Source organism: Paraburkholderia podalyriae (genome assembly GCF_014397785.1).
Lineage (GTDB): Bacteria > Pseudomonadota > Gammaproteobacteria > Burkholderiales > Burkholderiaceae > Paraburkholderia > Paraburkholderia podalyriae.
In genome coordinates this window covers 112,977-139,285 of sequence record NZ_VZQQ01000016.1, presented here as the reverse complement: position 1 = coordinate 139,285, position 26,309 = coordinate 112,977, and the positions used below count along the sequence as shown (strand labels likewise).

26 protein-coding genes are annotated in these 26,309 nt (G+C 65.2%); 10 read left to right on the top strand and 16 right to left on the bottom strand.

Annotation, left to right across the window (positions count from 1 at the left end):
• Positions 1 to 2: 2 nt before the first annotated feature.
• The 7 genes from purE to F6X42_RS20450 form a co-directional block, all read right to left on the bottom strand.
• Positions 3 to 521, bottom strand: coding sequence for a 5-(carboxyamino)imidazole ribonucleotide mutase (gene purE, locus F6X42_RS20480; protein ID WP_187635957.1), 519 nt, complete (start codon positions 519 to 521; stop codon positions 3 to 5).
• Between the two features lie 57 nt (positions 522 to 578).
• Complete coding sequence (locus F6X42_RS20475) at positions 579 to 1,469, bottom strand: phosphoribosylaminoimidazolesuccinocarboxamide synthase (protein ID WP_187635956.1); 891 nt, start codon at positions 1,467 to 1,469, stop codon at positions 579 to 581.
• A 135-nt stretch (positions 1,470 to 1,604) separates the two neighbouring features.
• The gene (fba, locus tag F6X42_RS20470; RefSeq protein ID WP_187635955.1) at positions 1,605 to 2,669 is read right to left on the bottom strand and encodes a class II fructose-bisphosphate aldolase; all 1,065 of its coding nucleotides are present in this window, start codon (positions 2,667 to 2,669) and stop codon (positions 1,605 to 1,607) included.
• A gap of 189 nt (positions 2,670 to 2,858) precedes the next feature.
• Complete coding sequence (gene pyk, locus F6X42_RS20465) at positions 2,859 to 4,295, bottom strand: pyruvate kinase (protein ID WP_187635954.1); 1,437 nt, start codon at positions 4,293 to 4,295, stop codon at positions 2,859 to 2,861.
• A 460-nt stretch (positions 4,296 to 4,755) separates the two neighbouring features.
• Entirely contained in the window at positions 4,756 to 5,949 is a 1,194-nt protein-coding gene (locus F6X42_RS20460) for a phosphoglycerate kinase (protein ID WP_187635953.1), read from the bottom strand.
• A gap of 278 nt (positions 5,950 to 6,227) precedes the next feature.
• The gene (locus tag F6X42_RS20455; RefSeq protein WP_187635952.1) at positions 6,228 to 6,551 is read right to left on the bottom strand and encodes a branched-chain amino acid transport AzlD family protein; all 324 of its coding nucleotides are present in this window, start codon (positions 6,549 to 6,551) and stop codon (positions 6,228 to 6,230) included.
• Positions 6,548 to 7,303, bottom strand: coding sequence for an AzlC family ABC transporter permease (locus F6X42_RS20450; protein WP_187635996.1), 756 nt, complete (start codon positions 7,301 to 7,303; stop codon positions 6,548 to 6,550). The genes F6X42_RS20455 and F6X42_RS20450 overlap by 4 nt, the downstream gene beginning before the upstream one ends.
• A 227-nt stretch (positions 7,304 to 7,530) precedes the next feature.
• Between F6X42_RS20450 and F6X42_RS20445 the strand changes: the two genes are divergently transcribed.
• The 6 genes from F6X42_RS20445 (at position 7,531) to F6X42_RS20420 (ending at position 12,308) form a co-directional block, all read left to right on the top strand.
• On the top strand, positions 7,531 to 8,454 hold the full coding sequence (locus F6X42_RS20445; RefSeq protein ID WP_187635951.1) for a branched-chain amino acid transaminase: 924 nt from the start codon (positions 7,531 to 7,533) through the stop codon (positions 8,452 to 8,454).
• 74 nt (positions 8,455 to 8,528) lie between these two features.
• Positions 8,529 to 8,723, top strand: coding sequence for a zinc-finger domain-containing protein (locus tag F6X42_RS20440; RefSeq protein WP_008920434.1), 195 nt, complete (start codon positions 8,529 to 8,531; stop codon positions 8,721 to 8,723).
• A gap of 264 nt (positions 8,724 to 8,987) precedes the next feature.
• On the top strand, positions 8,988 to 10,013 hold the full coding sequence (gene waaF, locus F6X42_RS20435; RefSeq protein ID WP_187635950.1) for a lipopolysaccharide heptosyltransferase II: 1,026 nt from the start codon (positions 8,988 to 8,990) through the stop codon (positions 10,011 to 10,013).
• A 167-nt stretch (positions 10,014 to 10,180) separates the two neighbouring features.
• Positions 10,181 to 10,627, top strand: coding sequence for a nuclear transport factor 2 family protein (locus F6X42_RS20430; protein ID WP_187635949.1), 447 nt, complete (start codon positions 10,181 to 10,183; stop codon positions 10,625 to 10,627).
• A gap of 60 nt (positions 10,628 to 10,687) precedes the next feature.
• Positions 10,688 to 11,740: a YheT family hydrolase gene (locus F6X42_RS20425; RefSeq protein ID WP_187635948.1), complete on the top strand. Its 1,053-nt coding sequence runs from the start codon at positions 10,688 to 10,690 to the stop codon at positions 11,738 to 11,740.
• Positions 11,733 to 12,308 (top strand): DUF2946 family protein, encoded by a 576-nt coding sequence (locus F6X42_RS20420; protein WP_187635947.1) that lies wholly within the window; start codon positions 11,733 to 11,735, stop codon positions 12,306 to 12,308. Before F6X42_RS20425 ends, F6X42_RS20420 begins: the two co-directional genes overlap by 8 nt.
• A 19-nt stretch (positions 12,309 to 12,327) precedes the next feature.
• Here the strand turns inward: F6X42_RS20420 and F6X42_RS20415 are convergent, their stop codons facing one another.
• Entirely contained in the window at positions 12,328 to 14,073 is a 1,746-nt protein-coding gene (locus F6X42_RS20415; protein ID WP_187635946.1) for a M48 family metalloprotease, read from the bottom strand.
• Positions 14,074 to 14,260: 187 nt separating this feature from the next.
• Between F6X42_RS20415 and moaC the strand changes: the two genes are divergently transcribed.
• Both moaC and F6X42_RS20405 read left to right on the top strand, forming a co-directional pair.
• Positions 14,261 to 14,740 (top strand): cyclic pyranopterin monophosphate synthase MoaC, encoded by a 480-nt coding sequence (gene moaC / locus F6X42_RS20410; RefSeq protein ID WP_187635945.1) that lies wholly within the window; start codon positions 14,261 to 14,263, stop codon positions 14,738 to 14,740.
• Positions 14,741 to 14,771: 31 nt separating this feature from the next.
• A complete protein-coding gene (locus tag F6X42_RS20405) occupies positions 14,772 to 15,122 on the top strand; it encodes a nucleotide pyrophosphohydrolase (protein WP_187635944.1) in 351 nt (116 codons plus the stop codon).
• A 53-nt stretch (positions 15,123 to 15,175) separates the two neighbouring features.
• Here the strand turns inward: F6X42_RS20405 and F6X42_RS20400 are convergent, their stop codons facing one another.
• The 8 genes from F6X42_RS20400 to recA all read right to left on the bottom strand — a co-directional run bounded on the left by F6X42_RS20400 (position 15,176) and on the right by recA (position 23,647).
• Positions 15,176 to 16,960, bottom strand: coding sequence for a PglL family O-oligosaccharyltransferase (locus F6X42_RS20400; RefSeq protein ID WP_187635943.1), 1,785 nt, complete (start codon positions 16,958 to 16,960; stop codon positions 15,176 to 15,178).
• A 160-nt stretch (positions 16,961 to 17,120) separates the two neighbouring features.
• Entirely contained in the window at positions 17,121 to 17,729 is a 609-nt protein-coding gene (locus F6X42_RS20395; protein WP_187635942.1) for a pilin, read from the bottom strand.
• A 149-nt stretch (positions 17,730 to 17,878) separates the two neighbouring features.
• On the bottom strand, positions 17,879 to 18,583 hold the full coding sequence (locus F6X42_RS20390; RefSeq protein ID WP_187635941.1) for a TerC family protein: 705 nt from the start codon (positions 18,581 to 18,583) through the stop codon (positions 17,879 to 17,881).
• A gap of 167 nt (positions 18,584 to 18,750) precedes the next feature.
• Positions 18,751 to 19,632, bottom strand: a complete 882-nt coding sequence (sucD, locus tag F6X42_RS20385) for a succinate--CoA ligase subunit alpha (protein ID WP_187635940.1) — start codon at positions 19,630 to 19,632, stop codon at positions 18,751 to 18,753.
• A gap of 130 nt (positions 19,633 to 19,762) precedes the next feature.
• Entirely contained in the window at positions 19,763 to 20,932 is a 1,170-nt protein-coding gene (gene sucC / locus F6X42_RS20380) for an ADP-forming succinate--CoA ligase subunit beta (RefSeq protein WP_013090442.1), read from the bottom strand.
• A 55-nt stretch (positions 20,933 to 20,987) separates the two neighbouring features.
• A complete protein-coding gene (locus tag F6X42_RS20375) occupies positions 20,988 to 21,662 on the bottom strand; it encodes a DUF2889 domain-containing protein (protein ID WP_187635939.1) in 675 nt (224 codons plus the stop codon).
• A gap of 130 nt (positions 21,663 to 21,792) precedes the next feature.
• Entirely contained in the window at positions 21,793 to 22,563 is a 771-nt protein-coding gene (recX, locus tag F6X42_RS20370; protein WP_187635938.1) for a recombination regulator RecX, read from the bottom strand.
• A gap of 7 nt (positions 22,564 to 22,570) precedes the next feature.
• Entirely contained in the window at positions 22,571 to 23,647 is a 1,077-nt protein-coding gene (gene recA / locus F6X42_RS20365; RefSeq protein WP_018421721.1) for a recombinase RecA, read from the bottom strand.
• Positions 23,648 to 23,901: 254 nt separating this feature from the next.
• On the opposite strand from recA, the gene F6X42_RS20360 reads away from it, so the two are divergent.
• Positions 23,902 to 24,699 carry a response regulator transcription factor gene (locus tag F6X42_RS20360; RefSeq protein ID WP_187635937.1) on the top strand — a complete coding sequence of 266 codons (798 nt, stop codon included), beginning with the start codon at positions 23,902 to 23,904 and terminating at the stop codon, positions 24,697 to 24,699.
• Positions 24,700 to 24,708: 9 nt separating this feature from the next.
• The gene (locus F6X42_RS20355; protein WP_187635936.1) at positions 24,709 to 26,247 is read left to right on the top strand and encodes a sensor histidine kinase; all 1,539 of its coding nucleotides are present in this window, start codon (positions 24,709 to 24,711) and stop codon (positions 26,245 to 26,247) included.
• Positions 26,248 to 26,309: the final 62 nt, after the last annotated feature.

Here is a 26,309-nt window from a genome sequence, read left to right as displayed (position 1 = left end):
GCTCACAGCGCCGGCAACACCATCGCGTGAGCCGCTTCGTTCTGGCGCACGCGGAATGCAGCGAGCTTGTCCGCGTATTCGGCGCTCGTGCCGGACAGCAGCGACACCGCGAACAGCGCCGCGTTCGCGGCACCCGCCTCGCCGATCGCAAACGTCGCGACCGGCACGCCCTTGGGCATCTGCACGATCGAATGCAGCGAATCGACGCCCTTCAGGTACCTGCCCGCGACCGGCACGCCGAGCACCGGCACCGTGGTCTTCGCGGCCAGCATGCCCGGCAGATGCGCCGCGCCGCCCGCGCCCGCGATGATCGCGCGAATGCCGCGCTCACGCGCGCTTTCAGCATAGGCGAACATTTCGTCGGGCATCCGGTGCGCGGACACGACCTTCGCTTCGTACGGCACGCCGAATTCCTGCAGGATCGCGACGGCGTTTTTCATGACTTCCCAGTCGGAACTGGAGCCCATCAATACGCCGACAATCGGCGCAACATGCGTATGGGCGGTTTGTGCTTCACTCATCTTTACGGCTTCCTTGTTTCCGGGCGATGCGCGCCTGACACGGCGCGCGCAATCAGATCAGTCGAGCTTGTGCCCGGTCAGGCGCTCGAGCGCTTCCTGGTATTTCTCGCCCGTCTTGACGACCACGTCGTCCGGCAGCTTCGGCGCCGGCGGCTCTTTCTTCCACGGCTGGGTTTCGAGCCAGTCGCGCACGAACTGCTTGTCGAACGACGGCGGGTTGGTGCCGGCCTGGTACTGGTCCGCGGGCCAGAAGCGCGACGAGTCGGCCGTGAGCGCCTCGTCCATCAGATACAGCTTGCCGTGGTTGTCGAGACCGAATTCGAACTTCGTGTCCGCGATGATGATGCCGCGCGTCGCCGCGTACTCAGCGGCTTCCTTGTACAGACGGATCGAGATGTCGCGGATCGTGGCCGACAGCTCGGTGCCGATGCGGCGCTCCATCTCGTCGTAGGTGATGTTTTCGTCGTGGTGGCCCATCTCGGCCTTGGCGGCCGGCGTGAAGATCGGCTCGGGCAGCTTCTGTGCGTTCTGCAGACCCGGCGGGAGTTGCACGCCGCACACCGAGCCGGTGGCCTGGTAGTCCTTCCAGCCGCTGCCGGCCAGATAGCCGCGCACCACCGCTTCGACGAGGATCGGCTCCAGACGCTTGACGACTACCGCGCGCCCCTTGACCTGCTCGACTTCGTCCGGCGCGACCACCGACTCGGGCGCGACGCCCGTCAGGTGGTTCGGCACCACGTGCTTAAGCTTTTCGAACCAGAAGTTCGCCATCGCGTTGAGCACGCGCCCCTTGTTCGGAATCGGCTCGCCCATGATCACGTCGAACGCCGACAGGCGGTCGGTCGTGACGATCAGCAACTGGTCGTTGCCCACCGCATAGTTGTCGCGGACTTTACCGCGGCCGAGCAGCGGCAGCGAGCGGAGCGTGGATTCGTAGAGGGTAGACATCGTCGTGGTTCGCTAAAAGTGAGGCAAAAAATGTGACCGGAACAAAAGGGAAACGCCGTTCCCCCCGATGATGCGGGAACGGCGATCGGACGACAACCTGGCCAAACGGCCAGGCGCGGAGCCAAAAACAACTGCTTAGCGGACGACTTGTGCGAGTTCGCCCGACTTGTACTTCTCCGCAATTTTATCAAGCGAAACCGGCTTGATCTTGCCAGCCTGGCCTTCGCAGCCGAATTGCGTGTAACGGTCGATACAGATCTTCATCGCCGCTTCGCGCGCCGGCTTCAGGTAATCGCGCGGATCGAACTTGCCCGGGTTGGTCGCCATGTAGCGGCGGATCGCGCCCGTGATCGCCAGACGCAGGTCGGTGTCGATGTTGACCTTGCGCACGCCGTGACGGATACCTTCCTGGATTTCCTCGACCGGCACGCCGTAGGTTTCCTTCATGTCGCCGCCGAATTCGCGGATTTCCGCGAGCAGCTCCTGCGGCACCGACGACGAGCCGTGCATCACGAGGTGCGTGTTCGGAATGCGTTGATGGATTTCCTTGATGCGCTGGATCGACAGAATATCGCCCGTCGGCTTCTTGCTGAACTTGTAGGCCCCGTGCGAGGTGCCGATCGCGATGGCCAGCGCGTCGCACTGGGTCAGCTTGACGAAGTCGGCGGCCTGTTCCGGATCGGTCAGCAGCTGCTCGCGCGTCATCGTGCCTTCGGCGCCGTGACCGTCTTCCTTGTCGCCCTTCATCGTTTCGAGCGAACCGAGCACGCCCAGCTCCGCTTCCACGGTGACGCCGATCGAGTGCGCCGCTTCGACGACCTTGCGCGACACTTCGACGTTGTACCCGTACGATGCGACCGTCTTGCCATCGGCTTCGAGCGAACCGTCCATCATCACGCTCGTGAAGCCGCTGCGGATCGCCGCCATGCACACCGCCGGCGACTGGCCGTGATCCTGGTGCATCACGACCGGAATGTGCGGATACGACTCGACCGCCGCTTCGATCAGATGACGCAGGAACGGCTCGCCCGCGTACTTACGCGCACCAGCCGAAGCCTGCATGATGACCGGGGCGTTGATCTTGTCGGCCGCGGCCATGATCGCCTGCACCTGCTCCAGGTTGTTCACGTTGAATGCCGGAAGGCCATAGCCGTTTTCCGCGGCATGGTCCAGCAGTTGACGCATTGATACGAGAGGCATGCTGAAAACTCCTTGGATTGGAAACGAATTCTTTTGCCGTCGGCATCTTTTGTGGCGATTTTATCGCGAAGCAGACCGCGTTCCCGCGGTGACGCCAGCGCTTTGGTGCGCCGTCGCACATGGACCATGCGGGCTGTGCCGGCCTGCTTCGCTCAATCAAGCCTGTGCCAATCGAGCAGTCCTGCCGGATCAGTACGGTTCACCGACCCGCACGATCTTCAACGTGTTGGTGCCGCCCGCCTGCCCCATCGGCTCGCCGACCGTCAGCACGACCATGTCGCCGTGCGACGCGTAGCCCTTGCCGACTACCGTTTCGAGCGCCTGCTGCAGCGCGGTGTCGCGGTCGGTGTTGGTGTCCAGATGCAGCGACGTCACATTGCGGTACAGCGCCATCGCGCGTTCGCTGCCGACGCGCGGCGTCAGCGCGAAGATCGGCACGTGGGTCCAGTGTCGTGACATCCACAGCGCCGTCGAGCCCGATTCGGTCAGCGCGACGATCGCCTTCGCGCCGAGGTGATAGGCGGTGAACAGCGCACCCATCGCGATCGACTGGTCGATCCGCGTGAACGTGCGGTTGAGGAAATCCTTGTCGAGCTCCGACTGCTCGGACTTTTCCGCTTCGACGCAGATCGCGGCCATCGTCTCGATGGTCTGCACCGGGTATTTGCCCGCCGCCGATTCCGCCGACAGCATCACCGCGTCCGTGCCGTCCAGCACCGCGTTCGCGACATCCGACACTTCCGCGCGGGTCGGCACCGGCGCGTGGATCATCGACTCCATCATCTGCGTCGCGGTGATCACGAACTTGTTCGATTCGCGCGCCATCCGGATCATGCGCTTTTGCAGCGCGGGCACCGCGGCATTGCCCACTTCCACGGCCAGATCGCCACGCGCGACCATGATGCCGTCCGACGCGTCGAGGATGCCTTGCAGCGCCGGAATCGCTTCCGCGCGCTCGATCTTCGCGATCATCTTCGGCTTCATGCCGTACGGCGCGCCGGCGATGTTCGCGAGCTGGCGGGCCATTTCCATGTCGGTCGCGTTCTTCGGGAACGATACCGCGATGAAATCGACGCCGAGCGACATCGCCGTGCGGATGTCCTCCATGTCTTTCGCGGTCAGCGCGGGCGCCGACAGACCGCCGCCCTGGCGGTTGATGCCCTTGTTGTTCGACAGCTCGCCGCCGATCTTCACGACCGTGTGGATCTCGTGGCCGATCACGCGCTGCACGCTCAGCACGATCAGGCCGTCGTTGAGCAGCAGCACGTCGCCCGGCTTCAGGTCGCGCGGCAGATCCTTGTAGTCGAGGCCGACGCGCTCGTCGTTGCCGAGCTCGCATTCCGCATCGAGGATGAACGGATTGCCGGTGACGAGCGTCGTGCGGCCGTTCTCGAACTTGCCGACGCGGATCTTCGGTCCTTGCAGATCGGCCATGATGGCGACTTCGCGGCCGGCCTGACGGGCCGCTTCGCGAACGAATTCGGCGCGCTGGCGATGATCGTCCGCGGTGCCGTGTGAGAAATTGAGCCGCACCACATCCAGTCCCGCCTGAATCATTTGCAGCAGGATTTCCGGCGTGCTGGAAGCCGGACCGATAGTAGCGACAATCTTGGTGGCGCGATGCATGAGTCTCCTCGTCTGGATAGGATCGCTGGAAAGAGCGCTGCGGGGCTGCTGCGGAGTCTGCGCATCGAACGATGCTGCCTGGGGTCGCGCGCCGGCTGTGGCCGATGTCGCTTTGTGGAGTAATGCGGGTGATGGGGGTAATGAGGGTGATGCGGTATTCGAGACCGGCGCATCGCGCGCCGGCGGGTCGTCGTCCTGCTTGCCGGAAGGCCCTTCCGGCTGGGCCGAATCGTCCTGGGCGGATTCGGTAGCGGCCGTTGGCGGCTGCGCCGCGTCGCCGGCGGGAGGCTGCTCCACAACCGCCGGCGCGGCCGCGCCGGCGGCCAGCGCCGGGTCGACCGTCGCCGGCGCACCGGCTGCGCGTGTCTCGCTCTCCCCTGCCGGTGCTGCCGCGTTACCGCGCGGCGCTTTCGCGCCACGCGCCTTGGTCGACTTCGCCGATGGGGAGCGCGTCGCCACGTTAAGCCCGCGATTCCAGAACTTCGACCGCCGGCAGCTTCTTGCCTTCGAGGAACTCGAGGAATGCGCCGCCGCCCGTCGAAATGTAGCTAACCTGGTCGTGGATGCCGTACTTGGCGATCGCCGCGAGCGTGTCGCCGCCGCCTGCGATCGAGAACGCCGCCGAGCGTGCGATCGCGTCCGCGAGCGTCTTCGTGCCGTTGCCGAACTGGTCGAACTCGAACACGCCGACCGGGCCATTCCACACGATCGTACCGGCCTTCTCGAGCTGCGCGGCCAGCACCTTGGCCGTTTCCGGGCCGATGTCGAGGATCATGTCGTCGTCCTGCACCTCGGCGACGGCCTTCACTTCGGCCTTCGCGGTCGGCGAGAACTCCTTGGCCGTGACCACGTCGGTCGGGATCGGCACCGAGGCGCCGCGGGCCTTTGCCGCGTCGATGATCGCCTTCGCATCGTCGACGAGATCGGCTTCGGCGAGCGACTTGCCGATCTTCAGGCCGGCCGCGAGCATGAACGTGTTGGCGATGCCGCCGCCGACGATCAGCTGGTCGACCTTCTCCGCGAGCGACTTCAGGATGGTCAGCTTGGTCGACACCTTCGAGCCCGCGACGATCGCCACGAGCGGACGCTTCGGCGCGCCGAGCGCCTTGCCGAGCGCTTCGAGCTCAGCTGCGAGCAGCGGGCCCGCGCACGCAACCGGCGCGTACTTCGCGATACCGTGGGTGGTCGCTTCGGCGCGATGCGCGGTGCCGAACGCGTCGTTCACGTAGATGTCGCAGAGCTTGGCCATTTTCTGCGCGAGCTCGTCGGAATCTTTCTTTTCGCCCTTGTTGACGCGGCAGTTTTCGAGCAGCACGACCGAGCCCGGCGCGACGTTCACGCCGTTTTCGACCCAGTTCGCGACGAGCGGAACCTCGCGGCCGAGCAGCTCGGCCAGACGCTTCGCCACCGGCGCGAGCGAATCTTCCGGCTTGAAGTCGCCTTCGGTCGGACGGCCAAGGTGCGAGGTAACCATCACGGCGGCGCCGGCGTCGAGCGCGGCCTTGATGGCCGGCACGGAAGCGCGGATGCGGGTGTCCTCGGTGATGTTGCCTTGATCGTCCTGCGGCACGTTCAGATCGGCGCGGATGAATACGCGTTTGCCGGACAGCTTGCCTTCGGCGATCAGGTCGGAGAGACGCAATACCTTGTTCATGGGCTTGAGTATGCGAGTTGATGAGAAGGCGGTGGCGGACAGCGCGCGGGGACGATGCGCGTCGAACTCCAGCGCTTCGGCCCAACGGCTCCGCGGGATCGGGCGCCGGCGGCCGGCCGCGACACCAGGCGCCTTGCTGTGGCGCGCTGAACCCGGAAAAGGCATTTTAACTGATCCAAACGGCCTTCTGACCCGCGGCCGAGCGAATGTCGCGTATTTGATCGCGAGGCCGACCATGCAGCCGCGCAGCATTCATCGCCGCACCGCGGGCCGGAGCGTCACAGGAACACGCGCATCAGTGTAAACACGACCATTCCGGTCACGATCGTGCCCAGCATGGTGCGTCGCCACAAAAACCAGCTCAGGCCGGCGAGCGTCGCATAAAGCTCATGGTTGGACGTCGCGAACGACATCCCTTCGGGCGTCGTCAGCACGTCGGGCACCACCACGGCGGCGAGCGCGGCGGCCGGCGCGTAGCGCAGCATCTTCTGGACGCGCGCCGGCAGCACCGTGCGCTCGCCCCCGATCAGAAACATCGCGCGCGTCAACGCGGTGACGAAGGTCATGCCGAAGATGGCGAGCCAGATTTGCGTGGAGGTCATTGGGAGTCTCCGGCGCGATCGTTCATGCCGCGGATGCGGCGCAGGTCGGCGCGCTCGATGATCAAGTCGGCCGCGCTGCCGGCGGCGATCGCCGCGATCACCGCGAGCGGCAGCGCGAGCCGATACGGCAGATCGAGTGCGAGCAGCGACACGATGCCGGCCACGCTGACCGCGACCATCGTCGAGCGAGTGGCGATCGCCGACACCATCACCGGCAACAGCGCGAGCGTGCCGGCGAGCGCGAGCCCCCAGTTGTCGGGAATCAGGCTCGCGAGCAGGATGCCGATGATCGACGACACCTGCCACGACAGCCAGCTCGACACCGCCATGCCCCAGAAGTACGCCTCCTTGCCCGGCACGTAGCCGGTCGGAAAGCTCTTCTTCACGAACAGCAGATAGATCACGTCGCCGTTGAAATAGCCGAGCACGATGCGCCGCCACATCGACAGATACGAGAAGTGCGGCGCGAGGCCGGCGCTGAAGATCACGAAGCGGGTGTTGACCATCGCCGCGGTCAGCAACACGGTCCACACCGGCAGCTTCGCGGCGAGGAGCGGCAGCACCGCCAGCTGCGACGAACCGGCGTAGCACAGCAGCGACATCGTCAGTGCCTGCGGCAGCGTGAGCACGGACTTGCTCATCGCGATGCCGGTCACGAGGCCCCAGGAAAAAATCGCCATCAGCGTGGGGGCGTAGGCGCGCGCGCCTTCACGAAAAGCGCGGCGATCGGTATCGGACAGTCGAGCGAGCATCGGCGAAGGGAGCGGGCGCAAGGAACGCCGTCAAGAAGGCCAGGTCGGCGCGCCAGGTCGCAGGGCCACCCGCTGGCGCATCCGGAGTTGATTTATGCGTGCGCCGGATTATAGCGCCCGGGGTGCGCCCAAATGCCCGTTGCGTGTGCAAAAGACGCTAAAATAGCGCTCCCGGCTATGTCCTGCGCTCATGGCCGCACCTCATAACGCACCTGCTGGAGAACCGTATGTCAATGGCCGACCGCGACGGCAAGATCTGGATGGATGGCAAGCTCATCGACTGGCGCGATGCCAAAATCCACGTGCTCACCCACACGCTGCACTACGGCATGGGCGTGTTCGAGGGCGTGCGCGCTTACAAGACCGCCGACGGCGCGACCGCGATTTTCCGCCTGCAGGAGCACACCAAGCGCCTGCTGAACTCGGCAAAGATCTTCCAGATGGACGTGCCGTTCGACCATGAAACGCTCGCCGCCGCGCAGCGCGAAGTGGTCCGCGAGAACAAGCTCGAGACCTGCTATCTGCGCCCGATCATCTGGGTCGGCTCGGAAAAGCTCGGCGTGTCGGCCAAAGGCAACACCATTCACGTCGCGATCGCCGCGTGGCCGTGGGGCGCGTACCTCGGCGAAGAGGGCATCACCAGGGGTATCCGTGTGAAGACGTCGTCGTTCACGCGCCATCACGTGAACGTGTCGATGGTGCGCGCGAAGGCGTCGGGCTGGTACGTGAACTCGATCCTCGCGAACCAGGAAGCGACAGCGGACGGCTACGACGAAGCCCTGCTGCTCGACGTCGACGGCTACGTGTCGGAAGGCTCGGGCGAGAACTTCTTCCTCGTCAACAACGGCAAGCTTTACACGCCGGACCTGTCCTCGTGCCTCGACGGCATCACGCGCGATACCGTCATCACGCTCGCGCGCGACATGGGCCTGCAAGTGATCGAAAAGCGCATCACGCGCGACGAGGTCTATACCTGCGACGAAGCGTTCTTCACCGGCACGGCAGCCGAAGTCACGCCGATCCGCGAGCTCGACAACCGCGCAATCGGCGCCGGCGCGCGTGGCCCGATCACCGAAAAGCTGCAATCGGCCTTCTTCGACGTCGTGAACGGCAAGAGCGCGAAATACGCGCACTGGCTCGCGAAGATCTGAGCGACGTTTCGAGATGCGCCGCGCCGCCCAACGGCGGCGCACTGCAAGCCCTCCGCATACAACGAGAAAGTCTCATGAGCGAAATCAAGGAAATGCCGCTGGTCGAACTGTCGGCAAAAGATTTGCCGGCGTATTGTCCGAATCCGGCCATGCCGCGCTGGAGCGCGCATCCGCGCGTCTTCATCGACGTGTCGCACGGCGAAGCGCGTTGCCCGTATTGCAGCACGCGCTACAAGCTGCGCGACGGCGAAGTGATCAAAGGCCATTGATCCGGCGCAACGGGCGGTTCTGAGCCGGCTTGGGCGGCACGAGGCGCGGGGCTCGGATCACGCGCTCGCCGCGCCGCAGGCTCGATCGCACGACCCGCACGACCCGCACGAACGGCGCAGCCGGGCCGCCGCCGCGCCGCCATCGCGGCGCGTGTGGGCAAACGGCATCGCGCCGCGCGGCTTTCCGCTTTCCCCTTTTACCCATCCGAGTGCTACGCGCATGGCGCGCGCGGCGCTTGTTATCGACACCGGACACTCACTTTGATGCGTCGCGCGTTGGTTATCGCACCGAACTGGATCGGTGACGCATTGATGGCGCAGCCGCTGTTTGCGCGCCTCGTGAAATTGCATCCGCGCATCGTCATCGATGCGGTCGCGCCCAGCTGGGTCGCGCCCGTGCTCGAGCGCATGCCGGAAATCCGCGACGTCTACGCGACCGATCTCGCCCACGGCAAGCTGCAAATGCTGCGCCGCTGGCAGCTGTCGAGCGATCTGCGCGACGTCGGCTACGACGCGGCCTATGTGCTGCCGAACTCGTTCAAGTCGGCGCTGATTCCGTGGCTGGCGGGCATTGCGCTGCGCATCGGCTACACCGGCGAGAGTCGCTATGGCGTGCTGAACGTGCGTCACGCGAATCCGCGCAAGGACGCGCGCCCGCCGATGGTCGGCCACTACGCCGCCCTCGCCTACGCACCCGGCGCCAAAGTCCCCGAAGATCTGCCGATGCCGCGCCTCGACACCGACCTGAACGAGGCGTCGCGCGTGTCGGCACGCTTCAATCTCGATACGCGCGTGCCGCTGCTGGTGTTCTGCCCCGGCGCCGAATATGGTCCCGCGAAGCGCTGGCCGCCCGAGCATTTCGCATCGCTCGCGCAGATGGTCGGCCAGTCGTTCCCGTACACGCAGATCGTCGCGCTCGGTTCGCCGAAAGACGCGCCGCTCGCGCAGGCGATCGCCGAGAAAGCGCCGAACGTGCGCAACCTGTGCGGCCAGACCGCGCTCGGCGAGGCCTGCGCGCTGATCTCGCGGTCCAATGCGGTCGTCACCAACGACTCCGGCCTGATGCACGTCGCCGCCGCGCTGCGCCGCCCGCTCGTGGCCGTCTACGGTTCGACCGATCCGCGCCACACCCCGCCCTTGTCCGAGCTCGCGAAGGTACAATGGCTTCATCTCGAATGCAGCCCCTGTTTTCAGCGCGAGTGCCCGCTCGGCCATCTGAACTGCCTGAAGCAACTGAGCGCCGAGCAGGTTTTCGGCGATTTGCGCGGCATGCTGCTCGCGCAGCGCTGAGCCGACTCATACTTGCACGCAACACCGCACGCCCCCGAGCGCGTCGCGTCATGTTCGCGCCTTGCGGCGCGGGCAAGCTGACGCCGGGGAGCGATGGTCCGGCGCTCTGGACCGTCCCGCTACCGCTGACCCGCAACCGCGCGCCGCGCACAAGAGACTGACGAGCCATGCCACGTTTTGCCCATATCTTCGAAGCCGCCGCCGATACCCTGAACGCCTACTATCAGGCCGTCGCCGAGGTCAATATCGACAGCTTGATGGGCTTGTGGATCGACGAGGAATTCGTCAGCTGCATCTGCGCGGACGGCTCGCATTTGCACGGGCTCGACAGCATCCGCCATGGCTTGCTGAGTCAGCTCGAAGCGATGCCGGTGTCGATCGAACCGCTCGACATCCGTGTCTACGACAGCCTCGGCACCGTCGTCTATGCGATTGCCGAAGCGCATCGTCCGGCCGACCCGACCGCCACGCCCGCAATGGTCTTCACCACCTACGTGATGGTCCACGAACGCGGCGAATGGCGCATCGCGCATATTCATGCGAGCGCGATGCCGAACGAGACCGCCAGCCAGTTCGCGACGAAGATGCGGCATGGCCAGGGCCCGCTGCACTGACGCGCGGCGCCGCTGCCGAGTCAGGTTCATGCTTTTTCGTTCTTTCGCTTTTCCGCCGGTATGAGTTCGACGCCCGATCAACCCGCTTCCCCAGGTACAGCGCCCACCCAGGTGGCGGCCGCCGTCGAGGCGACTGTCGAGCTGCTGTACCGCGCGCCGCTGTGGCTGCCGACCCGGCATGCGCAGACCATCGTCCCGTCGCTGTTCGCGCGCCGCCCCGCGGTGTCGTTTCGACGCGAACGCTGGGACACGCCCGACGGCGATTTCATCGATCTCGACTGGGTCGCGCATCAGAGTCCGCCCACCGATACCGCGCCGCTCTTCGTGCTGTTCCACGGCCTCGAAGGCAATTCGTCGTCGCATTACTCGGCCGCGCTGATGGCAGCCGCGCGCGAATACGGCTGGCATGGCGTGGTGCCGCACTTTCGCAGCTGCAGCGGTCCGCTGAACCGGCTGCCGCGCTTCTATCATCTCGCCGACAGCGACGAGGTCGACTGGATCCTGCGCCGCCTGCGCGCCGCGCATCGCGGACCGGTGGTCGCGGCGGGCGTGTCGCTCGGCGGCAACATGCTGCTGCGCTGGCTCGGCGAGCGGCAAGACGATGCGACGCGGGTGGTAGCGGCGGCCGCCGCGATTTCGACACCGATCGACGTCCATGCGGGCGGCCGCGCGCTGTCGCAAGGCTTCGGCCTCGTCTACACGCGCAGCTTCCTGAAGACGCTGAAGCAGAAGGCCAACCAGAAGCTCGAGCAGTTCCCCGGCCTGTTCGACCGCGACGCGATGCTCGCGAGCCGCACGATGTACGAGTTCGACAACGTCGTGACCGCGCCGCTGCACGGCTTTCGCAATACCGACGACTACTGGAGCACCGCAACCACCCGTCCGCTGCTGCCGCACATTCAGGTGCCGACGCTCGTGCTCAACGCGCGCAACGATCCTTTCCTGCCGGCCGAAGCGCTGCCGTCGCGGCACGACGTGTCGGCCGCGGTCGAGCTTGATCAGCCTGTGCACGGCGGCCACGCGGGTTTCATGACCGGGCCGTTCCCGGGCCGCATCGACTGGCTGTCGCGGCGCGTGTTCGGCTATCTGGAGCGACACGTCGATCATGGATGACATCGTTAGACAGGCGCTGGCCAAATGGCCGAACGTGCCGAGTTGCACCGGCTGGCTGATGCTCGACCGGCGCGGTAACTGGCGCATGCGCGACGAAGCGGCCCAGGCGAGCGGCGCGCCCGGCGCACCGATCCGGCACGAGGCGTTGCTTGGCTTCATCAACCGGAACTACGAGGTCGATGAGCGCGGGCAGTGGTTTTTCCAGAACGGGCCGCAGCGCGTATACGTCGAGCTGGCTTATACGCCGTGGGTGGTCAGGTTGTCCGCGCACGCGGATGGAACGCTCGCGCTGCACGATCAGGGCGGCGGCGCGTTCGAACCGGCGGCGGTGTTCGTCGACGAAGACGGCGGCATTCTGTTCATCGATCGCTCGCAGCCGGCACGCATCGCGGTGCTGCACGATCATGACCTGGAGATCTTCTCCGATCACGCGACGCTCGCCGACGATGACTCATTGAGCGGCGCATTCCACTGGAGCGCTCAGCTCACACTGCCGCTACAAAGCGTGCGACGCGATCAGGTGGCCGCGCGCTTTGGCTTCGTCGCGAGTCCGGCGGCGCAGGTCTGACGCGCATACCGGCGCGCGCTCACGCGCCCTCCCCCTTCTCGTCGAGCCGCTCCTCCTTGTAGCGGTTCTCCATCTCGTGCAGGCGAGCGTCGACGGTCGCGAGGTCGTAATAGCCGATCGTCTTCAGGTCGCGGGCGTCCTTCAGCTGCCGGATCGCCGATGGCCACGCCCCGTCCAGCGCGAACTTCTCCGCCATCGCGCGATGCTGCGTCAACGCATCGCCGCTGCCCGCGCTCGCCTGCGCGAGATACAGCCACCACGCGGGTTGATCGGGATGCGCCCGGGTTTCCTGCGTCGCGAGCGCCTGCGCGTCGGTGAAGCGGTGCAGCGTCAGCAGCGTGCGGATGTGCATGTCGATCGCGGCGTTCGATTGCGGCCAGCGCTGCTGCGCGAACTCGGCGAGACGCGCGGCTTCGTCGGCGTGACCGGCGCACCGCGCGATGTCGGCCGCGAGCACGTCGAGGCTTGTCGAAGTGCGCTCGGGCTCGCCTTGCGCACGCGCGCCCGCGACGAACGTCGCGCGCGCGTTCGCGAGCGAGGCCACCGCGTCGTCGTAGCGCTCGAGCAGCATCTGCCCGTACGCGATGCCGTACCAGTTCGCCGCGACGTTCAGCGCGGTGCGGTCGTCGATTTCCGAGCGCAGCCGCGAAATCTCGTCCGCGTATTCGTTGCGCGAATGGTCCTGCAACAGGCGCGAGCGCGCCCGCACGAAGCCGTATTCGGCGTCCTGATGCGGTTGCCGGTACGGCGAGCGGCGTGCGCGGTCCTCCATATCGGCGATCCGCTCGCCGGTCAGCGGATGCGTTCGCGCATAGGCCGGAATGCCGTTTTCGTTCATCGCCGCGCGGTCGAGCCGGTGGAAGAACGTCGGCATCGCGTAAGGATCGTAGCCGGCGCCGGCGAGCAGCAAAAAGCCGACGCGGTCCGCTTCCTGTTCGGCCGATCGCGAGAAGCGCAGCTGGCTATCGACCGCATACGCCTCGCTGCCGAGCGCGATCGCGCTGCCGAGGTCGCCGCTATGCGCGAGAACGCCAGCCAGCACGCCGAACAGCACACCGACGAGCGCCGCGTAGCCGCCGCGCTCGCCATTCGAGATCATCCGCGAGATGTGCCGCTGCAGCACGTGCCCCATCTCGTGACCCAGCACCGACGCGAGCTCGGATTCGGTCTGCGTCGCGACGATCAGCCCCGCGTTCACGCCGATGAAACCGCCCGGCAACGAAAACGCGTTGATCTGCGCGTCGCGCACCGCGAACAGTTCGAAGTCCGGTCGATAGCCGCCGATGTAAAGCGCGCCGGCCGCCGCCGCGAGCTTGGCCGAGACCGAATTCAGGTAGTCGCGCACGAGCCAGTCGTCGAGATAGTCGGGGTCGCGGCGTATCTCGCGCATCACGCGCTCGCCGAGCTTGCGCTCGGCCTGCGGGGTCAGCGAGCCGGCGCCGCCGCTGCCGAGATCAGGTAATTGCTGTGCGACGATCGGTGCGCGCCAGTCGCCGCCGCCGCCATTGTCGCCGCCGTTGCCGCCGTTCCCACCGCCATTGGAAAAGCGGCTTTGGGCACCGCCGTAGGTGCCGAACACGCCGCGCGCGATGTCGGGCGGCAGGATCGGATCGACACGCGCGTCGCTCGGGCCGCTGACGAGCGGCGCCTCGGACGGTGTCGTTCGCGGCGCGATGGCCGCCTCGCCGGTCGATTGCGCGAATGCGCCCGGTGGCATAGCGAGCGCGACGGATAGCCATGCAGCAAGGAACCGTTTTGAATGCATCGCGAAGCCGGTCTGACGAAGTCGAAAAACGCCGCCCACGGCCCGGACTAAGATAACGGGCAAGGGCGTCGCAGGACGCGTACGAGGCAAAACGCAGAGCACGACACAGCGCAGGTGTAATCAGTCGCCGCGACGATTCGGGGTCGCGCCGCACTGCTATGATAGGCGCCTTCTGAAGGAGTCAACCATGCCTGAACTCACTCATTTCGATGCGGCCGGTGACGCGCATATGGTGGACGTCGGCGGCAAGCAGGAGACCAGGCGCGTCGCGATCGCGCGCGGCTCGATCCGCATGCTACTCGACACTTTCGCGCTGATCCGCGACGGCAACGCCAAAAAGGGCGACGTGATCGGCGTCGCGCGGATTGCGGCGATCCAGGCCTCGAAGCGCACCGCCGATCTGATTCCGCTGTGCCACCCGCTCGCGCTGACACGCGTGAAGGCCGATTTCGAGCTCGACGAGCAGATGCCGGGCGTGCATTGCACGGTTCAGGTCGAGACGTTTGGACGCACGGGCGTCGAAATGGAGGCGCTTACCGCCGTGCAGGTTGGGCTGTTGACCGTGTACGACATGTGCAAGGCGGTCGATCGCGGCATGACCATCACCGACGTGAAGGTGATGGAAAAGCATGGCGGGAAGTCGGGAGATTGGGTCGCGCAAAGTTGAAGCGCGGTTCGGCAACTATCCGGGTAGCGAAATGACCATCGACGACCTGCTCAAGCAGCTACTGGCGTTTCGCGACGCGCGCGACTGGCGGCAGTTTCACACGCTGCGCAATCTGATCGTCTCCACCGGCATCGAAGCCGGCGAGCTTCTGGAGACGATCCAATGGAAAACCGACGCGCAGATCGACGCACTGCTCAGCGATTCCGCGCAATCGACGAACCTCAGGCACGAGTGCGCCGACGTGTTCATGTATCTGCTGCTGGTCGCCCACACTGCGGGCTTCGATCTCGTCGACGCAGCAGCGGAAAAACTGAAGCTGAACGAAGCGCGCTACCCCGTCGACAAGGCAAAAGGCACCGCCGCGAAGTATTCCGAGCTTTGAACTCTGAAGCACGGAAGCCGCGGCGGCAGCACGCCTAAGCTGGCGCGGCACCATCAATCGTCGCCGCTGTCGTCGTCCGGCGTTGCATCGGGCGCCGGCGTGCCGTAGCGCTTAACCAGTTGCTCCTTGAATCCCGCGAGCGACTTCTGTTCGTCGACGAGTTCGTACAGATAGCCGAGCTGCGCCGGCCAGTCCTTCAGTTCCTCGGCGAAGATCCGCAAGCGTTCGACCGTATCGAGCGCCGCCGCGGTATCGCCGGTCAACGCTTGCAGCACCGCATAGCGACGCAGCACCGTCTCGCCCGGCAACAAAGCGATGGCCTGCTTGTGCATCGCGAGCTTGCGTTGCAGGTTCAGCGGATTCATCGGCTGCAGCGTCGCGAGACCGTATTCGCCCCATGCGCCGAACATCAACGACGGATCGGCGCTGTACTGCTCGGCCGGACGCGCGCCGTAGTACAGCACTTCGGCGCGCGCATAGTCGCGATACACCGAATACAGCGCGGCGAGTCCGCCAAACACCACGACCGCGAATGCGCCGAACGACAGGTTCGCGGGCACCGCGCGCAACGGCCGCGTGTCGAGCAGGCCGAATACGAACATCGCGGGCAACAGGAAGAACATGTACTGCTGCGGATACTCGACGAGCGCATGCATCGTCAGCACGCCGATCAGCGCGATGCCGAATACGCGCGCCGCGCTTTGCGGCGCACGCACGACGCGCACGAGCCATGCGACAAGGCCCACGAGCACGATCCCGAGACCGATCAGACCGGTTTTCGCGAGCAGGTCGACGAAGATGTCGTGCGAGTTGTTGGCGATCTCGACGCCGCCCAGTTGCTTGACGAGCTCGAACTGATAGCCCGGAAATTCGCCCCAGCCGACGCCGAGCAGCGGATGCTGCTTGAACATCGTCCAGCCGTATTTCCACAGTGCGAGGCGCGGCGCGATCTGGCCAGCGTCCTGGAAGCGCTCGGCCGCCGACTGTCCGAGTTCGAGGTGATAGCGCACGTTGGCCCAGCGGATCAGCGCATTGATCACGAAGAACAGCACCGCGAGCGCGATCGGGACCAGCCATTCACGGTTGCTGCGGCGCAGTTGCGGTTCGTTGCGCGTCTGCGCGAAGGCCATCCAGAAGCCGGCCACGACGATCACACCCATCTGCAGCCACGGACCGCGCGACACGGTCAACGCGAGGCCGACCGAGAAAATTGTCGACACCAGCAGCCAGATCGGCACCGCGATGCGGCGCGTCTGCACGAGATACAGCGCTCCGGCCATCGCGAACGCGATATACGTCGCGAGGTGGTTCGCCTGCGCCATGTTGCCGAACGGCCGGCGCTCGACGGTCACGTTATACGCGACGACGAGCGGAGCCACGCGCGTCTCGAGGTGAAACAACTGGATCATCTGGCTGAACACCGCGAACAGACCGCCGACGATCAATGCCCCCGCCGCCCAGCGCAACGCGGTCTCGTCGAGCTTCACGCGCGCGAAGCCGTAGCCCACGTGCACAGCCATCCACGCGGCAAGCAGGAAGCCCGCGCCGAGCCAGTTCATCGACGGCTCCGCGACCGGCAGCACCAGCGTCTGCACGACCAGCACGAGGCCGAACAGCAAAGGCACGAGCGCAACGATGGGCGACGCGAAAGCCACGCGCGGCCGCGTGGTCGCGACCAGCAGCACGACGGCCGCTCCAGTCAGCAGATACAGCGCGAGTGCGGTGAATTCGGCGTAGAAGGTTGGGATCGGATACGTATGGTTGGCAACCGCATAGGGCAGGATCAACGCAAGAGCCAGCAGTACGAGAGACAGGTAGCGCGCGAAAGGGGTGGGCATCGAATCAACGGTGGGCGTCAGCAACCGGCGCACTATACAAAAAATTCGTTGCACTGTGCGCCGGCCCGGCCGAAATAGGCTGAAAATCAGCCTTTTACGTTGTGGTTCGAGTCATCCAGTCAGCGCTCGGTCGCTGTCTCGTCGCTGACTTGTTTGCCACTTACGAACGGCATTCGGGCGGCGCCAGATTCGCCGCGAGCGTCGACGCTTCGATCGGCATCGGCCCCGAGCCCGGCGCCGGCAACGACGACGCGTTCTTGCCACTCGCAAAGCATTCCCACGTCAGCGCGCCGGTCTGCACCGCGTCCTTGCTCAACGCGACGCGCGCGCTCGGCGCATCCGCGTTGTCCGGCACCGAGGGCACCAGCGTCAGCGTGTTCGCAGCGGCCTGCGCGACGCGCGTCGAGTACGTGATCGTGATCTGGCCGGTGTCGTCGTCAATCTGGATGGACTCGACGTTGCGCGTGGCGGGCGGCGACGCATAACCGCCGCTGAAGGCGTTGCCGCTCGCGGCGTTTTCGGCCACCGCGAGCCGCGCCGACGCCGCGAGCGACAAGCCCTCGCCGACCCGGCTGCGCGCCAGATAGTCCTGATACGCGGGAATCGCATAGGCGGCGATCACACCGACGATCGCGAGCACGATCATCAGTTCGATCAGCGTGAAGCCGACGCCGCAGCGGCGGCAGATGCGCGCGAACCAGCTCGCGCGCCAGCGTGCACAGCGCGACGGGGATTGGGAGTACGGGGAATACGGCAGGGTAACGATCATCGGCAGACTCCTGATACGAGAAACGCCTGGCCCGTGGATCGGGAACAGGCGTTTTTATCGTAGCGAGCGAGGCTCACGCGTCACAGTCAGCCGGATGGCCAGGCTTGCGCTCGGACGGCATCACCGTTTAGGCAGCGGCAGCGCCACGCTCACACCGCCGCACGCTTCGCGTTACGGCGCTTCAGCAGATAACCGACGATCACGACGAACAGCGCACCCGCGATACTCATCCCGTACTCGGCGACGGGCGTGTCGAGAATCGGCCAGCGGTCGCCGGCCGGGTCGTTGACCATCAGGCCACCCGCAATCCAGCCAAGCAGACCCGCGCCGAACAGCACGATGCCCGGAAAGCGATCGAGCAGCTTCAGAATCAGCTGGCTGCCCCACACGATCAGCGGAATGCTCACGACGAGGCCAAAGATCACCAGAGCCAGCCGATGCTCGGGCTCCGCGGCTTCGGCCGCGCCGGCGATCGCGATCACGTTGTCGACGCTCATCACCGCATCCGCGACGATGATCGTCTTCACCGCCGAGATCAGCTTGTCGGCCGGCTTTACGTTCTCATGCCCGTCGTGCGCCGGCGCGAGCAGGCGCACGCCGATCCACAGCAGCAGCACGCCGCCCGCGAACTTCAGGAACGGCACGTCGAGCAGCGCGACCGCGAACGCGATCAGCACGACACGCAACAGGATCGCGCCGGCGGTCCCCCACACGATGCCGCGCATGCGCTGCGACTGCGGCAGGTTGCGGCAGGCGAGCGCGATCACGACCGCGTTATCGCCACCGAGCAGAACGTCGATGACGACAATCTGAAAGACTGCGCCCCAATGGAGGGTCGTGAAGAATTCGAGCATGGAAGAAAGAATAAGAAAAAATCGGCCGGGCGGACAGAAACCCGACGCAAGCGCGGACGAAAAAAAAGCGGGGGAGTCTGCACTCCCCCGCTTTTCGGGACCGCCCGCTCACGAAAGGATTTCGTAAGCGTATCAAAAATCGCGCGCCTACGGCACGCGAATTCGATTTACAGCATCGCCTTCAGAAGACGCGCCATTTCGGATGGGTTCTTCGTGACCTTGATACCGCACGCGTCCATGATTTCCAGCTTCGCTTCAGCGGTGTCCGCACCGCCCGAGATCAGCGCGCCGGCGTGGCCCATGCGCTTGCCCGGAGGCGCCGTGACGCCAGCGATGAAGCCAACCACCGGCTTCTTCATGTTGTCCTTGATCCAGTGCGCGGCGTTCGCCTCGTCCGGACCGCCGATTTCGCCGATCATGATGACGGCGTCCGTATCCGGATCGTCGTTGAACATCTGCATCACGTCGATGTGCTTCAGACCGTTGATCGGGTCGCCGCCGATACCGACTGCCGACGACTGGCCGAGGCCGATCGCGGTCAGCTGGCCGACTGCTTCATACGTCAGCGTGCCCGAACGCGACACGACGCCGATGCGGCCTTTGCGGTGGATGTGACCCGGCATGATGCCGATCTTCAGCTCGTCCGGCGTGATCGTGCCCGGACAGTTCGGTCCGAGCAGCAGCGTCTTGCGGTTTTCGCGACGCATACGATCCTTGATCTCGATCATGTCGCGCACGGGGATGCCTTCCGTGATACAGATCGCGAGATCCAGATCGGCTTCGACGGCTTCCCAGATCGCGGCGGCGGCGCCTGCCGGCGGAACGTAAATCACCGACACGGTCGCGCCCGTTTCAGCCTTGGCTTCAGCGACGCTCGCGTAGATCGGGATGCCTTCGAAATCTTCGCCGGCGCGCTTCGGGTTCACGCCCGCGACGTACGCTTCGCGGCCGTTTGCGTATTCACGGCAAGCACGCGTGTGGAACTGACCGGTCTTGCCGGTGATGCCCTGCGTGATGACCTTGGTGTCTTTGTTAATCAGAATCGACATGTACTGACCTCTGTTCGTTTGGCGTCGCGCAGTAGCGTCACTCGGCGCGATGCTTCACGCCGGTGTCGCTCGCGCGCCGCCACTCGTCAATTTGGCAAATGAGCCGGTAAATGCGCCGTGGACAGCTGGCTTACGCCTTGCCCGAAGCAGCCGCGACGACCTTCTGGGCCGCTTCTTCCATGCTGTCCGCCGAGATGATCGGCAGGCCGGATTCAGCGAGCATCTTCTTGCCCAGGTCTTCGTTCGTGCCCTTCATGCGGACCACGAGCGGCACCTTCAGCGACACGGCCTTCGATGCCGCGATCACGCCTTCCGCGATCACGTCGCAGCGCATGATGCCACCGAAGATGTTGACCAGAATCGCGGTCAGGTTCGGGTTCTTCAGCATGATCTTGAACGCTTCGGTAACCTTCTCCGTCGTAGCTCCTCCGCCGACGTCGAGGAAGTTCGCCGGTTCGCCGCCGAACAGCTTGATGGTGTCCATCGTTGCCATTGCGAGGCCAGCGCCGTTCACGAGGCAGCCGATGTTGCCGTCGAGCGAGATGTACGCGAGGTCGAACTTCGACGCTTCGATTTCAGCCGGATCTTCTTCGTCCAGATCGCGGTACGCGACGATTTCCGGGTGACGGAACAGCGCGTTCGAGTCGAAGTTGAACTTCGCGTCAAGCGCGATGACCTTGCCGTCGCCGGTCAGGATCAGCGGGTTGATTTCGGCGAGCGATGCGTCGGTTTCCCAGAATGCCTTGTACAGGCCTTGCAGAATCGCGCGAGCTTGCGGGATCGAAGCGTCGGGCACGCCGATCTTCTTCGCGAGGTCGTCTGCCTCCGAGTCCTTCAGGCCGGTCGACGGATCGACGGCAACCTTGTGGATCAGCTCAGGCGTCTTTTCCGCGACTTCTTCGACGTCCATGCCGCCTTCGCTCGACGCCATCACGACGATCTTCTGCGAAACGCGATCGATCACGAGACCGACATACAGTTCCTTCTTGATGTCAGCGCCTTCTTCGATCAGCAGGCGGTTAACCTTCTGGCCTTCCGGACCGGTCTGGTGCGTGACGAGCTGCATGCCGAGGATCTGGTTCGAATACTCGCGAACCTGTTCCAGCGACTTGGCGACCTTGACGCCGCCGCCCTTGCCACGGCCACCCGCGTGGATCTGAGCCTTGACGACCCACACCGGGCCGCCCAGCTCTTCCGCGGCCTTGACCGCATCATCCACCGAGAAGACCGGCTTGCCGCGCGGTACCGCGACGCCGAATTTCCGCAGGATTTCCTTACCCTGGTACTCGTGAATCTTCATGCGTGATTCCCTTCAGTCTGAGAGTTGGATTGAACTTCGTTTCCGTTGCCGCCGTTCAGGCCGACGCGTCGCCGCCTGGTTCGCGGCCGGCCGCGTCGTCCGACGAGGCCGCGCGTTCCGCTGGACGCGGAGCGTGGCCATACCAGCGCGGATGAAACTGTTTCACCGCCTCGCCGTCGAAACGCAGCGCGTGGCAGCGCCCCAACTGGAATGGCGGTTTGTCGTTGGAATGATCGCCTGTGCCGTTAGACGATTCGTCTCCCGAACCCGCGTTCGCGCCCGGCGTGCCGGCATCGGTGTTCCACACCTCGCCGGCGAACGCCTGGATCGCGGCGGTCGGCAGGATCGCGCACAGCTCGGTGAGATGCGTGCAACCGGCCGTGCCGGCCAGCAAACGGGCAGCATCGCGACGAAAGTTGTGGAACAGATTGAGCCCGATGAGGGCACGGTAGGCGGGATTGCTGGCCTGGCACAACCCTGGATAGGGCACCCAGTCGGACGACGCTTCGGCGTCGACGACGTTGAGCTTGCGATCGATGGTGATGCGAAGCCAGAGTTCATGGATCGGCTGACCATTGGGCCGGATACCCGACGCAAGCGCCACATCGCGTGGCTTTTCGTCGGTCAGGCACGCTTCCACATCCCACAGGCCATCGGTTCGCTCGTAAGCTTCCGCTCTGATTGCGCGACGATGGCGCAACTGACGGGACACTGGCAGGGAGAGCGACATGCGGGAAGGAAAGACCGGATTGGAAAACGTGTGGATTTTAGCATAACGGGTATTTGGGACAGCCCCGATTGCGCACGGCCTGGCGCCAGGTTACGGCGCGGCAATTACCCTACCCGTCGAGACTGGCGTATTAGTCGCCGTCCCCGATGTCGTCGACGTCGCCGATACCCTTCAGGATCTTGCCGATCGTCGCGCCGGAGAAGCCGCGCGACGCGAGAAAGCGCGCCTGCTTCGCGCGCTCGGCCGGCGTTTGCGGCAACTGGCCGAACTTCTTGCGCCAGACCGCCTGGGCGCGCGCGAGCTCGGTTTCGCGCAACTGCGCGCTCGCCTCTTCGACGAGCGCCGGGTTGAGCGCGTGTTGCTTCAGTTCGCCGAGAATGCGGCTCGTGCCGAGCCGCGATGCGCGCCGATGGACCAGGCTTTCCGCGAAGCGCGAGTCGGATAGCCAGTTTTCGGCCTGCAGCGCGTCGAGCATCGCGTCGAGCGAATCGGTTTCCTCGACGTAGGGCTTCAGCTTGCGGGCGAGTTCGGCGCGGCTATATTCGCGGCGCGACAGATAGCCAAGCGCGCGCGCTTTCAGCGAACGGGCGGGGCGTTGGGATTTTCTGCTGGCGTCTTCGTCGGACCGGCCCGGCTTCTGTTCGCCGGGTTGGCGGCGTGAGCGGGTGTAGGTGACTTCGGAGGGGATTGGGGAATCGAGCCCGGAGGAATCCCGGCTGGACGACACTGCAGCGGGTGCAGACCGCGTACGCTGCGGGCCGCGGCCCGCGGCGCGGTCGTGTGCGTCGAACGATTCGAACGATTCGAACGGATCGCTGGACTCAGGCGATCCGTCCGCCGCGTCGCGCGGGCCGTCCGGATAGCGTCCGGAGTCGGACAACGGTCGGCCTTTGCGTATCACGTGATGCTTACTCTTCTTCGCCCGCGACTTCAGCGTCCGCGCCGGTCACGGCGTTCGCCATCGCGGTGACGCCCAGCGATTCGCGGATACGATTTTCGATTTCGCGAGCGATATCCGGATTTTCGCGCAGGAATTCACGCGCGTTGTCCTTGCCCTGACCAATCCGCTCGCCGCTGTAGCTGTACCATGCGCCAGCCTTGTCGACGATCTTCGCCTGCACGCCGAGGTCGATGATTTCGCCCTGACGCGAGATGCCCTCGCCGTACAGGATGTCGAAAATCGCTTCACGGAACGGCGGCGCCACCTTGTTCTTGACGACCTTCACGCGGGTTTCGTTGCCGATCACTTCGTCGTTCTTCTTGATCGAACCGATGCGGCGAATGTCGAGACGCACCGACGCGTAGAACTTCAGCGCATTACCGCCCGTGGTGGTTTCCGGGTTGCCGAACATCACGCCGATCTTCATGCGGATCTGGTTGATGAAGATCACGAGACAGTTCGTGCGCTTGATCGTGCCGGTCAGCTTGCGCAGCGCCTGCGACATCAGACGCGCCTGCAGACCCGGCAGCGAGTCGCCCATTTCGCCTTCGATTTCCGCCTTCGGCACTAGCGCCGCGACCGAGTCGATCACGATCATGTCGATCGAGCCCGAGCGCACCAGCGCGTCGGCGATTTCGAGTGCCTGTTCGCCGGTGTCCGGCTGCGAGACCAGCAGGTCGGCGACGTTCACGCCGAGCTTGCCAGCGTATTGAATGTCTAGCGCGTGTTCCGCGTCGATGAACGCCGCGGTGCCGCCGAGCTTCTGCATTTCGGCGACGACCTGCAGCGTCAGCGTGGTTTTACCGGACGATTCCGGACCGTAGATTTCGACCACCCGGCCACGCGGCAAACCGCCGACGCCCAGCGCGATGTCGAGGCCGAGCGATCCGGTGGAGACCACCTGGATGTCTTCGACTGCCTCACCTGCGCCGAGCCGCATGACCGACCCTTTGCCGAACTGCTTTTCGATCTGCGCGAGCGCGGCGGCCAGTGCCTTGCTCTTTTCAGCAGTCAGTCCAGCCGAGCCTTTCTTGCTTTCTTCCATGAATCGTCCTTTGCTATGATGAACGGCGTCTGAGGCAGGTGTGCACCCATGGTTCCACTCAAATTGAGCGGAGTCTTCAGGACATCACACGAAACGCAGACACTGTATAAAAAAACAGTAGTTTTGGCAAGCGCGATTGTGATGCGAACGCGCATCTTTTACTGTCGCGTCGCCCCAACTACCCACAATAATGTTCGGAGACCGCTGCGCGCCGGGGCAACCCCACGGTGCCGGCAAAGCCAGGCTGGCGCATCATGCGAATTCTGATTGCCGAAGATGACAGCATACTCGCGGACGGTCTGGTTCGATCACTCCGCCAATCGGCCTATGCGGTCGATCACGTGAAAAGCGGCGTGGAAGCCGATACCGCGTTGTCAATGCAGACGTTCGACCTATTGATCCTCGATCTGGGCCTGCCGCGCATGTCCGGGCTCGAGGTGCTGCGCCGCCTGCGCGCGCGCAATTCGAACCTGCCAGTGCTGATCCTGACCGCCGCCGATAGCGTCGACGAACGCGTCAAAGGCCTGGACCTCGGCGCCGACGATTACATGGCCAAGCCCTTCGCGCTGAACGAACTCGAAGCGCGCGTGCGCGCGCTGACACGGCGCGGCGCGGGCGGCGGCCCGACCGTCGTGCGGCATGGCTCGCTGTCGTTCGATCAGGTGGGCCGCATTGCCCATGTCAACGACCAGGTGATCGATCTGTCCGCGCGCGAGCTCGGTCTGCTCGAAGTGCTGCTGCAACGGATCGGCCGGCTGGTCTCGAAAGAGCAGCTCGTAGACCATCTGTGCGAATGGGGCGAGGAAGTCAGCAACAACGCGATCGAAGTCTACGTGCACCGACTGCGCAAGAAGATCGAACCGAGCGGCGTGCGCATCATCACCGTGCGCGGGCTTGGCTACTGCCTCGAAAAAGCGGCGCCGCCGGCCAATGCGAGCGGGCCCGCCGCCCCGGCCGGTTCCGAGCCGCAAACGGCGCAAGCGGCACAAGCGGCACAACCGTCCACCGCGCCGTCGTCCGCCGCGATGCCGGCGAGCCACCACTACAAATAGAGGCCCGCGATGTCCGCACGCGCTGATCGCGCCACGGCGCACGCTGCGGACCTCGACGAGGCGCGCGACGCGCGCTATGCCAATCCGTTCGCCCCGCCGGACGAAACCGAAGCCGCCGCCGAAGCGCGTCCGCGCTCGCTGTTCGGCGAAATTCTCGACTGGATGCTCGCGCCGCTGCTGCTGCTGTGGCCGATGAGCCTCGCGGTCACGTATCTGGTCGCAAAATCGATCGCGAACGGCCCGTTCGACCGCGCGCTCGAAACCGACGCCTACGTGCTCGCGCGCCAGATCCATCCGGTCAACGGCGTCGCGGAGCTTTCGCTGCCCGAGTCGACGCGCGATTTCCTGCGCGCCGACAACGTCGACAGCGTTTTCTTTCAGGTGCTCGGCACGCGCGGCGAGTTGGTGGCCGGCGAGCGTGACATGCCACTGCCGCACGAGGAGGACCGCCCGCCACCGGGCCTCGTCGAATTCCGCGACGACGTGCTGCGCGGCAACGACATCCGCGTCGCCTACACGACCGTCGAGTTTCCGCAGACGCCGGGCGCGCAGGCCGTCCTCGTGCAAGTCGCCGAAACGCTCGACAAGCGCAGCCAGCTCGCCAACGACATCATCAAGGGCGTGATCCTGCCGCAGTTCGTGATCCTGCCGCTCGCGATTCTGCTCGTGTGGTTCGGGCTGTCGCGCGGGCTCGAGCCGCTGCATGCGCTGCAGGCGCATATCCGCGCGCGCCGACCGGACGATCTGTCGCCGCTGGAGGCACGCCGCGCGCCGCCTGAAATCGAGCCGCTCGTCACGTCGTTCAACGATCTGCTCACGCGCCTCGAACAGAACATGGAGTTGCAGAAGCGCTTCATCGCCGATGCGGCGCATCAGATGAAAACGCCGCTGGCCGGCCTGCGCACGCAGGCCGAACTCGCGCTGCGCCTGAACGCGTCGGCCGAGGTGCATCGCTCGCTCGAACAGATCGCGACGAGCTCCGAGCATGCCGCGCGGCTCGTCACACAGTTGCTCGCGCTGGCGCGCGCGGAAAACCGTCGGTCGGGACAGATCTTCATGCCGCTCGAACTGGGCGAACTCGCGCGCAGCGCGGTGCGCGAATGGGTGCAGGCCGCGCTCGCGAAGCAGATGGACATCGGCTACGAAGCGCCCGACGAGCCGGTCGAAGTCGCTGGCAATCCGGTCATGCTGCGCGAAATGCTGTCGAATCTGATCGACAACGCGATCCGCTATACGCCGGCGGGCGGCCGCATCACCGTGCGCGTGCGGCACGACGCCGCCGCGCGGCTCGTGCATCTGGAAGTCGAGGACACCGGGCTCGGCATTCCGGCCAGCGAGCGCTCGCGCGTGGTCGAGCGGTTCTACCGGATTCTCGGCCGCGAAGGCGACGGCAGCGGCCTCGGTCTCGCGATCGTGCGTGAGATCGCGGCGATGCATGGCGGCGAGCTCGCCATCGATGACAACGTCTATCAGGCGTCGCCGCGGCTTGCCGGCACGCTCGTGCGTGTCAGCTTGCATGCGCTGGAACGGGGGCGGGACTTACCCTAACGCGACCTGATCGTCAGCGAATCGACGGCGTGATTTTGAGATATTTCAACGCGGATTGCCGG